Genomic DNA, 12,055 nt, shown 5'->3' with positions numbered 1-12,055 from the left:
TAATCGACTCCGTTGATCTTATTCTTCAACAATTTCGATATCCGCACCTAGACGATTCAATTTTTGAATAATGTCAGAATAACCGCGCAAGATAAATTCAATATTCGTAATAACCGTTTGACCTTTTGCCATTAATCCTGCCGTAACAAGTGCTGCTCCCGCACGTAAATCGGTTGCTTTAACAGGAGCTCCACTTAATTTATTGGGCCCTTCATAGATAATTTGACCGCCTAAGACAGAAATCTTAGCTCCCATACGTGCCAATTCAGCCACATGATTAACCCGTTTTTCATAGATAGTATCACGAATCTTTCCGCGGCCTACAGCTGTTAATAATAGCGGTGTTATGGGCTGCTGCAGATCAGTCGCAAAACCGGGATAAGGCGAAGTCTTAATGGAAACTGCCTTTAATTTGTCCTGCTTTTCAACAAAAACACTGTCTTCTTCAATAGTCATACGCACGCCCATTTCTTCCAGCTTTGAAATGAAACTCTCCAAATGTTCATAAAGCACATTGGTAACCTTGATTCCTTCACCAACAGCAGCTGCCAAAGCAATGTAAGAACCAGCTTCAATGCGGTCAGGAATGACTTGATGACGCGTTCCATGAAGTTTTTCAACACCTTCTATGATAATCATATCCGTTCCTGCCCCGCGGATATGGGCTCCCATATTATTTAAAAGCGTTGCAATATCAATAATTTCTGGCTCACGCGCAGCATTCTCAATAACGGTACGTCCTTGTGCCTTACTAGCAGCTATCATCGTATTAATCGTTGCTCCAACACTGACAGTATCCATATAAATATGAGCCCCCTTAAGCGGCTTGCCTTCGGTTGAAAGGCGCATAGCCTCTCCTTCATAGGAAACCGTTGCTCCCATTGCTTTAAAGGCCTTGAGATGCAAATCAATCGGACGAGGTCCCAAATCGCAGCCACCGGGCAAACCAACGACCGCCTGACCAAAACGTCCCAGCAAACTACTGTAAAAATAATATGAAGCTCTTAAACTATTAATCTTGCCATAAGGCATGGGAATATCCTTTACACCGCGTGGATCAATTTTAAGACTGTCACCATCACACTCAACACTTGCTCCCATTAAAGTCATAATGTCAATTAAACTATCAACATCACTGATAGCTGGCACACCATCAAGTGTGACAATATCATCTGCTAAAATAATAGCTGGAATCAGAGCGACAACACTGTTTTTAGCTCCTGAGACCGCAACCTCCCCCTTTAAGGGCTTACCACCATTAATGACAATTTTTCTCATGCAAACAAAACTTTCTTAACTTTTCTTAAACGATAGAATCTTAACCAAGTTATTTTATCATATATTACACAACATTTCAAACTAACTGAATCATTATAAAATAATGAAATTTATAAACACAAAAAAAGCGGAAAATCCGCCTTTTATGCTTGGACAGCCTTTTTCAGCTCCTCAACTTTATCTAATTTTTCCCAAGGTAAGTCGATATCCGTACGCCCAACATGACCGTAAGCTGCTGTTTGACGATAGATAGGACGTTTCAGATCAAGCATCTTAATAATACCTGCTGGACGCAAATCAAAAACCTGACGCACTGCTTGTTCCAGTTTACTTTCTGCAACAAGCGCTGTTCCAAAGGTATCCACACGAACAGAAACAGGCTGAGCAACCCCAATAGCATAAGCTAATTGCACTTCTGCTTTCTTAGCCAAACCTGCAGCTACAATATTTTTAGCAATATAACGCGCCGCATAAGAAGCTGAACGGTCAACCTTAGTTGCATCCTTACCAGAAAAAGCACCGCCGCCATGGCGGGCATAACCACCATAAGTATCGACAATAATCTTACGGCCTGTTAAGCCAGAATCTCCCTGAGGACCGCCGATAACAAAACGGCCTGTCGGATTGATGAGATACTTGGTCTTAGCATCAAGATACTCAGCTGGAATAACAGCTTTAATGACTTTTTCAATCACATCCCGATGAATTTGCTCATTCGTTGCTTCGGGATCATGCTGTGTTGAAATAACAACCGTATCCACACGAACGGGCTTATCATTTTCATCATACTCAACTGTTACCTGACTCTTAGCATCAGGACGAAGATAGGCAATTTCTCCAGACTTTCTCAGCTCTGCCAATTTTCTAACCAAACGATGGGCTAAAGAAATCGGCAAAGGCATCAGTTCAGGCGTCTCATCAACGGCAAAGCCAAACATGAGACCTTGATCTCCTGCACCGATCAAATCCAAATCATCTTGCTCATGATGGCCACGAACCTCAAGAGCTTCATTAACACCTTGAGCAATATCAGGCGATTGCTCCACCAATGACGGATGCACTCCAACTGTTTCTGCCGAAAAGCCATAAGCAGTATCCGTATAGCCGATCTCAGCAATGGTATCACGCACCACACGATTAATATCCACATAGGCTATCGTAGAGATTTCTCCAAAAACATGAACTGAACCTGTATAAACAGCTGTCTCAGCAGCTACATGGGCGTCTGGATCCTGTACCAAAACAGCATCTAAAATAGCATCTGAAATCTGATCGGCAATCTTATCAGGATGTCCTTCTGATACCGATTCAGATGTAAAAAGTTTACGTTCTGACATAAAATGTCCCCCCTTTAAAAATAGATGTTTCTCTAAAAAAGAGAAATTTGCGACCTACTAACCTGCTAAACACAAGAAATCTTTCCCTTTCAAGTGTTAAACTAGTAAGGCGCTGAGGCAGACCGCCAATAGCGGCTACCGTCAAATGACTAGCAACTTTAGATGCAGTCATTTGAAGCGAGTTACAAAGAACCGACTGAAAGTTGAAAACTTTCCGAGCAATCCGCATTTAAGAAGATGCCCCTTGTGTTGATCAAATATTTTTAGTCTAGCAGCCATGTTACAGTTAGCATTTAAGGTTACCACAACAAGCCAAGAAAGAATAAAAGTATTTTAAACACAAAAGCCGCCTTTTCGGGACTCATTAACTCTACCATTGTACCACGTTTTTATTAAATAGAGTCATTAAATTTATTTTTTTAAGTGGCTCAACTCAATTTTCTAGAGCTAATACTGCTAGTATCCTGCTATTTTATAGCTTAATTACCATCAATCATAAATCACTATATTTTTTCCAACCAGCTAGTTATAACTATTTTTAATAGAAGTTTTAGCAGCGAGTCTACCCGCAAAAAAATCCCAGTCCAAATGGACTGAGATTCTTAGGAGATTTATGAAAAAGAAAAGTTTTAGGATTCCTATTGCTAGGATGACTATAGTATAGAATAAGTTTCTTAAAAGAAACTTAAGAGGGGAAAATTTTTTAGAGTGGTGGTCTGTAACCTAAATTTTTAACCAGCTTATCGTATTCTTGGGAATTTAACTGAGTTAATTTCCCCATTTGATTACGATACCAATGTCTCGTGTTACTATCAGTAAATAATATTGATACCGCAGGGTATTCACCAAAACCACTCCCATAAGTATTTATTGAATCTATTTTTTCCCCTGGTACTAAAAATGAATAATAATTGATAAGATTATAATCCCAGTATTCAATGTCCTGAAAGTGAAGATATTTCTTATTACTTAACGCTAAGACTAAAACATTATATATAGGTAAATTAGAATTGTTATTAATAATTAAATTGTATCTAATAAAATAATTCTCAGATTGATAATCTGAATTTGATATATCTGTTAACCAAGCTGCAATTTGAGAAGCTTGATCAGCTTCTTTTTCTTTTTCTCTTGACTTCAATTGAAGTCTTACAACCCAAATAGAAAATAAACCACCAATAAATGCTCCTATGATTGTTGTCATTAAATCTGAAAAATTAATCACCTGCTAAAACTCCTTTACAAACTTTTAGTACTCATCAATAGTTATCACATTTAATTATATTGGTTTTATGAAAACCAATATAATTAAATGTACAAATATAACATCTTGACTCTATGTTACAATAAACTTATAATTAAATTATCAAAAATAATGTACAAGCCATAAATAAAATACTCAAAGAATTGATTACCCTACTTATTTAGAATGAGGTTAAAAATGAAGAAATTAAACAATTGGAAAACTAAAGATATTGCTGATGTAAAAAATAGTCAAACAAGTAAGCTTAAATCTGTTCCAGATAAGGTAAAATATCCTAAAACTACTGATGAAAAAAAATAATTTTTATTTTTTTTCAAAGTTCAAATAAATCTTAGTCTGAATTTTTTTATCATTTAAATATTCAAATAGTTCAGCCTCAGTTTTTATTGTGCTTTCGTCATTATCTTTTATAAAAGGAAAAATTATATAAGAAAATTCTTCATTTTCACCACTCATTCCCCCAAAAACTCCTTTAGAAATAAGATGACCTTCAAAATTAAAAATAAAGCAATTGGTATTATCCTCATTAAAAACCATATCACTGATTTTTTCATTACTAAGTTTTGGTAAATTATTTTTTTTTTCGCATAAAATTTACAAATAAATAATAGACTTTAAAAATTAAAGGTAGAATTAACGTTACAACTAAAGATATTAATATAGTAACCATTATTGATAAAACAGTACTACTACAAAAACTATTGATTATTAAATATATAAAATAATTAATTGATGACATAAACGCAATGAAATAGTGTTTATCTGCACTACTTCCACTATCAAAATCTGTAATTGAAAATAAAACTTTATAATTAAAAAATCCAAATCCACCCAACGTAACTAATGATTTTAAGATATCTTCCATTTTTATCTCCTCTTATTTTTCACTTCATTAACTGATAAAGAAAAAGCTTCAAAATTTTTATTTTCACCTACTTTTTTTATTCGTCTATTAAGCATAAGTATAGACAATAGGGTAACTCTAAAAGCTAGTCGTAAATTAGCACCTGACAAATAATCTCTACCATGAATACATTCATTTCGTATATTTAAAGAATTGCTATTGTACATGAAATGATAGATAAAAAGCATATCTGGTATATTTTCAAAACTTCCAGTTTCCTCATAAACATCTTTAATCATTTATCTTAATATGAAACTCGGATCTTTATAAGACATAAAATCAGAAACATTTAATTTAAAGACTAAATACCAATGATATTGTGCCAATTCTCTAATTTTCATTTCTAAAAAATGATATAAATCAAAGTTAATTTTATTATCCGTACCATTGTCAGCATTTTCTAGTTTTGTTGTAAAAACAACAACCGTTAGAATTTTACCAAAATTTGTAATCATTGAATTAGAACATGCTTCCAAGTCAATTTCCCAATAAAGAACTGTGCAATTTTAATAAATCCGTTAGCAAATCTGTCTTCGCAGAAATTAAGTTTGGCTTTAAATTAAATATCTTAATAAAAATTGAGTAAACATCCCTAAGCTTCAAAAATTTAGCATTAAACTCCAACCAAGAACTAACATCATCTAAATTAAAATTGTTTTCTACATAATCAACAAACCATTGATATTCTTGATTGTGTTCTAAAATACAATCCATTAATTGAATCTTTACTTCATGTTCAATATAATCATTTTTTTCAACTATCATTTATATCTTCCAATTATCTATTAGTTTTTAGCTTGGTATAATCTACACCTATTATTATACCACTATTTCAAAAGTTACAAAAATATTACAATCTAGCTATTTTTACATATTCGCTCAAGGCGTTCTTCTTTTAATTTTTACCTCTACTTCTTCCATCGTCCTTGATACTTTCTCCACTAAAACTTCTCATTTGTCTTATTGCGTTTCTCTTTCCATTTTTTTCTTGCTTTTTTATGCTACAATAACAATAAGAAATTCATTTGTGGTTGAGGTTGGGATTATGAAAACATATGAGAAAATTTATCAGGTACTTTCGCAGGCGGATGATTTTGTGACAGGTGAGGTTCTGGGTAAGGATTTGGGCATTTCTCGGACAGCTGTTTGGAAGGCGATTCAGACTTTAGAAAGTAAGGGGCTTGTCATTGAATCGGTTAAGAATCGTGGATATCGCTTGCTTTCGGGCGATCTTTTTTTACCGGATGAGATTGAGCAAATGACTGGGATCAAGGTCTTTTTCAATGAGAAGAGTTCTTCGACACAGCTGGATGCTAAGGCAGGTATTGAAAAAGGGGATCCCGCTCCTGCTCTTTATCTTGCGCCTAGTCAGACAGCTGCTAAGGGGCGTTTTAGTCGGCAGTTTTTTACTCCTGAAACTGGAGGCATTTATATGTCTATACATCTTCACCCTGAATTGCCTTTTAAGCAGTTACCTTCTTATACTTTGATGGCTGCTACCAGTGTGGTTAAGGCCATCTCTCGCTTGACTGGGATTGAAACAGACATCAAGTGGGTCAATGATATTTATTTGCATGGTAAAAAGGTGGCTGGTATTTTGACCGAGGCTGTTTCTTCTATCGAGACAGGCTTGATTACCGATGTTATCATTGGTATGGGCATTAATTTTCATGTTACTGATTTTCCTGAGGAATTGCAGAGCAAGGCAAGCAGCATTTTTTCTGAAAAGCCTACTATCACGCGGAATCAGCTCATCTCTGAAATTTGGAATATTTTCTTTAATATTCCTAAGTCCGAACTGATAAAAGTCTACAAAGAAAAATCACTCGTCCTAGATAGACAAGTGACCTTTGTGGAAAATGATGTGACTTATAAGGGGATTGCGACAGATATTACAGATACGGGACAGCTCATCGTGCAATTAGAAAATGGGCAGGAAAAAATTCTTAACAGTGGCGAAATTAGTCTTTCTTCTTGGTAGCCGACAAGATGGCTTTGGTAAACTTGCTGATAACATAAGTCTTACGCAGACTGCGAAAGAGCAAAATCCCCCAAAAACCAGCCCAAAAGAATTGACCTTCAAAAATCGCATTATTAAAAAAAATGGTTTCAGTCACAGTCGTTATCAGCATGATAATGAAGTCTTGTTTTAACATATTATTATTGTACCAAAAAAAGAAAATTCATGTTAAAATTTTCTTTTAAAAAGTCACATAATCTAAAAGAAAATCCCTATCGGAATTTTCTTTTTTTGATTATGACTCTTCTTCAAGGACAATTTTATCCGCTAAGAAGTCAAAGCCTTCGGGGATAAACTCTTTTGTTGCTTCTGTTGTTTCTTCTTGAGAATCATCTTTGTCTGCCTTTAGGCTATGAGCAAATTCGCTACGGATGGCATCAAACTCAGCTCTTGGCACAGCCATAATTTTTGGGGAAAAGCCAGAAGCCTGACTCATGATATTGCCAAACATAGCATTGAGATCTGAGCGTTTCATAGCTTGTTCGGCATTAAAGGCAGCATCAAAGGCCAAGATAGCATTTTCGCTGTTAGCAAGAACAGGCTCAGACCCCATTAAAAGGGCTCGGTCTTGAGGTGAAATGCTGTCTAAAATTTCATTCCAAGAACCTTTGAGGGCTTCTAAATACTCACGCGATTTTTGACTATCTGCCACGGTTTCTCGCATAATGGTCATGACCTTGTCCTTATCCACTTTATAGCGGAAGGAAGTCTTTTGAACCTTGGTCACTTTGAAAGGCTTGCCTTTTTCCAGAGATTGCAAGCTTTTTTTGAGTTCTTTAATCTCCGATTTGAGCGCTTCAATTTCTTGAGCAACATTATCCGGTAAATCTTGAACTGAATGAACTTTCTGGTTATTTTCAGATAGGCGAATGGTCATCATTTCCGCATAAATCTTGGGATGTGTTCCGTTTTTGATTTCCGGTAGACTTTTGGTCACAACGTCAATCATTTGAAAAATAGTCTCTTGTGATAAGGTAAGATTTTTGTCAAATGCTTCTCCATGATGCGTGTTTTCTCCGCCCGCTTGGACAACCAGAAGGTCACGCAGATAATTTAAAAGATCTGTCGCAAAACGGCTCATACTCTTGCCATTGTTAAAAATAGTATCTAAATCACTAAGTGCCTGCTGAGTTTCATGTGCCAAAAGGTCAGCCACATACTGATCTAGTGCTCTTAAGCTGATACTACCAGTGATTTCTTCAGCTATTTCTAGCGAAACATCATTATCATTCGTTAAGCTAAGAGCCTGATCCAAAATGGACAGGGCATCACGCATCCCCCCTTCAGCACGTCTGGCAATCAAACTTAAAGCTTCTTCATCAAAGCTGAGGCCTTCTTTTTTGAGAATGTCTGCCAAATGCTCTTTTATGGCCTTGGTTTTGATAGCTTTGAACTCAAAACGTTGAACACGTGAAAGGATAGTAGCTGGAATTTTATGTAATTCAGTTGTTGCCAAAATAAAGACAACATTTTCTGTTGGTTCTTCCAAAGTTTTCAAAAGGGCATTGAAAGCCCCTGTTGAGAGCATGTGTACTTCGTCAATGATATAGACCTTGTAAGTGGCACGGCTAGGAGCATAGGTTGACTTATCACGAATTTCACGGATCTCATCAACACCATTGTTAGAAGCAGCATCAATTTCTATCACATCTTCCAGACTTCCGTTGGTAATATCATGGCAAATATCACAGTTATTGCAAGGTTCCCCGTCTGCCTGATGAGGACAGTTCATGGCTTTGGCGAAAATCTTAGCAGCACTGGTTTTTCCTGTTCCCCTTGGTCCAGAAAAAAGATAGGCATGACTAATCTTCTTTGAAGCGACAGCCTGTTTTAAGGTCTTTGCCACAACTTCCTGCCCTACCATTTCATCAAAAATCTGACTTCGATATTTTCGATAAAGCGCTTGGTACATCAGTCTTTCACTCCAAACATGTCAAAATGCCAATTTGTTTTTTCCAGAAGAATTGTCACAAATTGTTCTAAATAGCCTTGATCGATAACATCATAATCACCGACTAAGTGTGAATCTAAATCCAGCACACCAATAAGCTGACCGTCTTTTACCATAGGAATAACAATTTCACTCATAGCGGCTGAATCGCAGGAAATATAATTATCATGCTTGGTGACATCTCCTACGATAAGTGTTTGTTTTTTGGCAGCAGCCTGACCACAGACACCCTTTCCAAGAGCAATACGTACACAAGAGACACCACCTTGGAAAGGACCTAAGACAAGTTCTTCACCGTCAAAAAGATAAAATCCTGTAAAGATGGCATTAGGAAGAGTCTTATTCAGCATGGCTGTAGCATTGGCTAAATTGGCCAAAGCATTTGTTTCATTGGCAAACATCGATTGTGCCTGAGCCAGTAAAATTTGATAAGCCGAAATTTTTTCTTGATTTTTCATAAGACTATTATAACAAAAAACAGCTTTAGGAGCGACTATTAAAAAGTCTTTAATGACTTCATTATGTTTTTAACAGCATTACTTGATAATTTTGATAAAAGATTGAACGTTGATAATATGACTACTTGTTCATTAATAGATACAATCTCAGTCAAAAAAACATCATCTTGCAAACAAATTCATTTTTAAAAAGCTGTAGCTAGAAAGTCTTCATTGAACTTATCTTCTAATGAGAACTGCTGCTTTTTTAACCCTTATGAGCGATTGCGCAGTAATCATAGATGTCTGCCTTTAGAATCTTCAGATAGAAAATTTTCTAAATCAGATGATAATCTTTCAATAATTCTTCTATGTATGTTCCTTTAACCTTTTTGAGAGCTTCTTTAAGGGCTGCTTTTTCCACCCAAGGAAAATCAATTTCTATTAAAGATTTTTGACCATTGAGATAGTAAAGCGCATTAAGTAGCATGCGAATATCAAAAGTTGAAGCAAACACTTCAGGGACACCACGATCAACTTCAAGTAAAGTGTAAACAGCTTCCATAGCAGTTCTGACAGAATATTCTGTTGTAAAAACCGTATCTCGCGGTGTTTCAGCATAGTTTCCTATAAAAGCTAAATTCTTACTATTTTTTGGCACAACAAGTGGGCGATCGTTAGTTGTTCGCGGCATGAAATACGTTGTTATATAAGGCATATGGCAAGGGATCGTCGAGGCCGAACAGGCTAGTTCATGAATAGTATTTTCAGGAACTCCTATATGATAAAGCCATTCTTCACACATTTCAATCCCTGTACATTCATCAGGCCGTTTAGCGACATAATCTCCTTTGCGATCAGTATAGAGAGCATAGAGCCAGATAACAAGCTCATTTTTCTTTTGTTCTTTAAAATGTGGTTGTCGACTGATAGAATAGCCAAGCAACCAACTAGAATCTTTAATGCTGGTAGGTCCGCTGGTTACAATAGAGCCACTATAAGGATCCTTTTGGTTAATCTGTTCAATGTATTTAGCAATGCGTTGATCTGTAAAAGTTATTGTAGCAGACATGGTCCAATTAGCATCAGGGATATTTTCACAGAATTTTTCGGGACATCCAAAATCACTATCTTGTGCAGCTAAATTCTTCCACAGCTGCCAACTGGCACCAAGATCGTGCGTTAATGGAGCTGGATGATTATTGTTACCGTAAGTACTACTTTCTGTAATGGAGCCATTGGTGACAAAAACAAGATCATCTCTACTTAAAGCAATACTTTTTTCTTGACCATTAACAGTCATTTCAATTTTAGTAGCAAGCTTATCACTGCCAGAACGATTGACTAAAATATTAGTGACAACAGTCTGATAGCTAAAATTGACATTATGGTCTTTGAGAAAAGCTACTAGTGGTAAGATCAATGATTCATATTGATTGTATTGTGTGAATTTTAAGGATGAGAGATTTTTCAAAGTCCCAACATGCTGAATGAATCGCATGAGGTAACGGCGCATTTCCATAGCACTGGCCCATGGTTCAAAAGCAAACATGGTACTCCAATAAAGCCAGAAGTTAGAGTTGAAGAAATCTTCACTAAAGACTTGATCAATCTGAACATCTTGCAGATGACTTTCCGGTGTTAGAACAAGATCAAAAATTTCCTTAACTGCTTTTTGAGATAAGGTCAACTGACCGTCATCTGGTATTGCCTTTCCACGCTCATAGATGGCACGTGTTTTAGCAAAACTTGGATCCTTTTTATTAAGCCAGTAGAATTCATCTAAAATAGAGTGTTTGGGATTTTCCAGAGAAGGGATAGAGCGAAATAAATCCCATAAGACTTCAAAGTGAGGCTCCATTTCCCGACCACCGCGAATGATGTAACCTAAACGTTCATTACGAATACCATCCATACTGCCACCAGGAAGAGATAATTCTTCAAGAATATGAATGCGTTCTCCAGCCATTTGTCCGTCACGAATAAGAAAAACTGCTGTAGAAAGAGCCGCTAAGCCGCTTCCAACAATATAAGCTGATTTCCCATCAACATTTTCAGATTTTTGTGGATGAGCAAAGGCTTCATAGTTACCATTTGAATAATACATACTTGTTAACTCCTCATCTATTATTTTATAATCTTATTTAACACCTTTTGCAGATCCAAAAAAATAGACAATAAAAAAGGGCTGCCTAAAAATCTGACAGAACTTTTTAATTGTCTAACTATAAACTTTCCAGTAAATGATAAATACGCTGTGTTAAATCTTCTGGATTTTCACGCAGTCCTGAATCGATCCAATCTAAGATAAAACCAACCAGACCGTATTTATAAAAATGTGCGCGCAAATCAATATCGGCTTCACTAAGCTGCGTTTGAACTTCATTTTCTTCAATAACTGGTCTAATAAGGCTGTAGGCTCTATCATATAAAAAATGTTCCAAATAATTGCGATTAATGGAATGATAAGTGTTACGGACAAAGGCTTCGTTATCTTGAATATACTGAAATATTGCTAATAGACCCTCCTGCCAAGAAACAGTCGTTCGTTTATCACCAATCATTTTTTCGCCATCTGTGATATAGATCCATTCTAATAAATCATATAAATCTTTAAAGTGATAATAGAAAGTTTGTCGGTTAACATTTAAAAATCGAACGAGCTCGGTTACGGTCACCTTATCAAAAGATTTTTTTGCCATGATTTCTTTCAAAGCTCTAGCAAAAGCTTGTTCTGTTAAATTGTTCATAAGACCTCCAGTTCTTCATTTATTGTATCATAATCACTTGAAACCTGACTGTTATTTTATTGTAGACAAGCGGATTGTTCTGATTTCACCAAAAAACATCAATATATCAAATTA

The 12,055-nt window shown here is 36.1% G+C and carries 16 protein-coding genes; 2 read left to right on the top strand and 14 right to left on the bottom strand.

Going from position 1 to position 12,055, the window contains the following annotated elements; translation table 11 throughout:
• Positions 1 to 18: 18 nt before the first annotated feature.
• The 4 genes from FNL60_RS03140 to FNL60_RS03120 form a co-directional block, all read right to left on the bottom strand.
• Entirely contained in the window at positions 19 to 1,278 is a 1,260-nt protein-coding gene (locus tag FNL60_RS03140; protein WP_002279960.1) for a UDP-N-acetylglucosamine 1-carboxyvinyltransferase, read from the bottom strand.
• Positions 1,279 to 1,421: 143 nt separating this feature from the next.
• Positions 1,422 to 2,615 carry a methionine adenosyltransferase gene (gene metK / locus FNL60_RS03135; protein WP_002279959.1) on the bottom strand — a complete coding sequence of 398 codons (1,194 nt, stop codon included), beginning with the start codon at positions 2,613 to 2,615 and terminating at the stop codon, positions 1,422 to 1,424.
• Positions 2,602 to 2,787, bottom strand: a complete 186-nt coding sequence (locus tag FNL60_RS03130; RefSeq protein ID WP_080007664.1) for a uracil permease — start codon at positions 2,785 to 2,787, stop codon at positions 2,602 to 2,604. The genes metK and FNL60_RS03130 overlap by 14 nt, the downstream gene beginning before the upstream one ends.
• A 531-nt stretch (positions 2,788 to 3,318) precedes the next feature.
• A complete protein-coding gene (locus FNL60_RS03120) occupies positions 3,319 to 3,840 on the bottom strand; it encodes a hypothetical protein (RefSeq protein ID WP_002280300.1) in 522 nt (173 codons plus the stop codon).
• 216 nt (positions 3,841 to 4,056) lie between these two features.
• Here FNL60_RS03120 and FNL60_RS10540 point away from each other — a divergent pair, with 216 nt between their 5' ends.
• Positions 4,057 to 4,179 carry a hypothetical protein gene (locus tag FNL60_RS10540; protein WP_002280301.1) on the top strand — a complete coding sequence of 41 codons (123 nt, stop codon included), beginning with the start codon at positions 4,057 to 4,059 and terminating at the stop codon, positions 4,177 to 4,179.
• Positions 4,180 to 4,182: 3 nt separating this feature from the next.
• Here the strand turns inward: FNL60_RS10540 and FNL60_RS03115 are convergent, their stop codons facing one another.
• From FNL60_RS03115 to FNL60_RS03095, 5 genes are read right to left on the bottom strand one after another with little or no spacing between them, the layout of a single operon-like run.
• Entirely contained in the window at positions 4,183 to 4,416 is a 234-nt protein-coding gene (locus tag FNL60_RS03115; protein WP_002280302.1) for a hypothetical protein, read from the bottom strand.
• Positions 4,417 to 4,450: 34 nt separating this feature from the next.
• A complete protein-coding gene (locus tag FNL60_RS03110) occupies positions 4,451 to 4,744 on the bottom strand; it encodes a hypothetical protein (protein ID WP_002280303.1) in 294 nt (97 codons plus the stop codon).
• Positions 4,745 to 4,746: 2 nt separating this feature from the next.
• A complete protein-coding gene (locus FNL60_RS03105) occupies positions 4,747 to 5,022 on the bottom strand; it encodes a hypothetical protein (protein WP_002280304.1) in 276 nt (91 codons plus the stop codon).
• Positions 5,023 to 5,259, bottom strand: coding sequence for a hypothetical protein (locus FNL60_RS03100; protein WP_231872043.1), 237 nt, complete (start codon positions 5,257 to 5,259; stop codon positions 5,023 to 5,025).
• Between the two features lies 1 nt (position 5,260).
• A complete protein-coding gene (locus FNL60_RS03095; protein ID WP_002280306.1) occupies positions 5,261 to 5,548 on the bottom strand; it encodes a hypothetical protein in 288 nt (95 codons plus the stop codon).
• A 280-nt stretch (positions 5,549 to 5,828) separates the two neighbouring features.
• On the opposite strand from FNL60_RS03095, the gene birA reads away from it, so the two are divergent.
• Positions 5,829 to 6,764, top strand: coding sequence for a bifunctional biotin--[acetyl-CoA-carboxylase] ligase/biotin operon repressor BirA (birA, locus tag FNL60_RS03090; protein WP_002264979.1), 936 nt, complete (start codon positions 5,829 to 5,831; stop codon positions 6,762 to 6,764).
• Here the strand turns inward: birA and FNL60_RS03085 are convergent.
• The 5 genes from FNL60_RS03085 to FNL60_RS03065 all read right to left on the bottom strand — a co-directional run bounded on the left by FNL60_RS03085 (position 6,745) and on the right by FNL60_RS03065 (position 11,941).
• Positions 6,745 to 6,939 carry a DUF3272 family protein gene (locus FNL60_RS03085; protein WP_002268266.1) on the bottom strand — a complete coding sequence of 65 codons (195 nt, stop codon included), beginning with the start codon at positions 6,937 to 6,939 and terminating at the stop codon, positions 6,745 to 6,747. The two genes, birA and FNL60_RS03085, sit on opposite strands and share 20 nt — an antisense overlap.
• 99 nt (positions 6,940 to 7,038) lie before the next feature.
• On the bottom strand, positions 7,039 to 8,715 hold the full coding sequence (dnaX, locus tag FNL60_RS03080; protein WP_002280307.1) for a DNA polymerase III subunit gamma/tau: 1,677 nt from the start codon (positions 8,713 to 8,715) through the stop codon (positions 7,039 to 7,041).
• A complete protein-coding gene (locus FNL60_RS03075; RefSeq protein ID WP_002262805.1) occupies positions 8,715 to 9,212 on the bottom strand; it encodes a GAF domain-containing protein in 498 nt (165 codons plus the stop codon). The genes dnaX and FNL60_RS03075 overlap by 1 nt, the downstream gene beginning before the upstream one ends.
• Before the next feature lie 316 nt (positions 9,213 to 9,528).
• Complete coding sequence (locus FNL60_RS03070) at positions 9,529 to 11,298, bottom strand: oleate hydratase (RefSeq protein WP_002280308.1); 1,770 nt, start codon at positions 11,296 to 11,298, stop codon at positions 9,529 to 9,531.
• A gap of 118 nt (positions 11,299 to 11,416) precedes the next feature.
• Complete coding sequence (locus FNL60_RS03065; RefSeq protein WP_002266169.1) at positions 11,417 to 11,941, bottom strand: TetR/AcrR family transcriptional regulator; 525 nt, start codon at positions 11,939 to 11,941, stop codon at positions 11,417 to 11,419.
• Positions 11,942 to 12,055: the final 114 nt, after the last annotated feature.

This window comes from Streptococcus mutans (assembly GCF_006739205.1).
GTDB classification, from domain to species: Bacteria; Bacillota; Bacilli; order Lactobacillales; family Streptococcaceae; genus Streptococcus; species Streptococcus mutans.
The sequence above is the reverse complement of the archived record's forward strand: the minus strand, read 5'-3'. Positions and strand labels throughout refer to the sequence as shown.

Bases quoted from the DNA above. Each gene is read 5' to 3' on its own strand.
- FNL60_RS03140 (WP_002279960.1), bottom strand. From the start codon at position 1,278: ATGAGAAAAATTGTCATTAATGGTGGTAAGCCCTTAAAGGGGGAGGTT.
- metK (WP_002279959.1), bottom strand. From the start codon at position 2,615: ATGTCAGAACGTAAACTTTTTACATCTGAATCGGTATCAGAAGGACAT.
- FNL60_RS03130 (WP_080007664.1), bottom strand. From the start codon at position 2,787: ATGACTGCATCTAAAGTTGCTAGTCATTTGACGGTAGCCGCTATTGGC.
- FNL60_RS10540 (WP_002280301.1), top strand. From the start codon at position 4,057: ATGAAGAAATTAAACAATTGGAAAACTAAAGATATTGCTGATGTAAAA.
- FNL60_RS03115 (WP_002280302.1), bottom strand. From the start codon at position 4,416: ATGGTTTTTAATGAGGATAATACCAATTGCTTTATTTTTAATTTTGAA.
- FNL60_RS03110 (WP_002280303.1), bottom strand. From the start codon at position 4,744: ATGGAAGATATCTTAAAATCATTAGTTACGTTGGGTGGATTTGGATTT.
- FNL60_RS03105 (WP_002280304.1), bottom strand. From the start codon at position 5,022: ATGATTAAAGATGTTTATGAGGAAACTGGAAGTTTTGAAAATATACCA.
- FNL60_RS03095 (WP_002280306.1), bottom strand. From the start codon at position 5,548: ATGATAGTTGAAAAAAATGATTATATTGAACATGAAGTAAAGATTCAA.
- birA (WP_002264979.1), top strand. From the start codon at position 5,829: ATGAAAACATATGAGAAAATTTATCAGGTACTTTCGCAGGCGGATGAT.
- FNL60_RS03085 (WP_002268266.1), bottom strand. From the start codon at position 6,939: ATGTTAAAACAAGACTTCATTATCATGCTGATAACGACTGTGACTGAA.
- dnaX (WP_002280307.1), bottom strand. From the start codon at position 8,715: ATGTACCAAGCGCTTTATCGAAAATATCGAAGTCAGATTTTTGATGAA.
- FNL60_RS03075 (WP_002262805.1), bottom strand. From the start codon at position 9,212: ATGAAAAATCAAGAAAAAATTTCGGCTTATCAAATTTTACTGGCTCAG.
- FNL60_RS03070 (WP_002280308.1), bottom strand. From the start codon at position 11,298: ATGTATTATTCAAATGGTAACTATGAAGCCTTTGCTCATCCACAAAAA.
- FNL60_RS03065 (WP_002266169.1), bottom strand. From the start codon at position 11,941: ATGAACAATTTAACAGAACAAGCTTTTGCTAGAGCTTTGAAAGAAATC.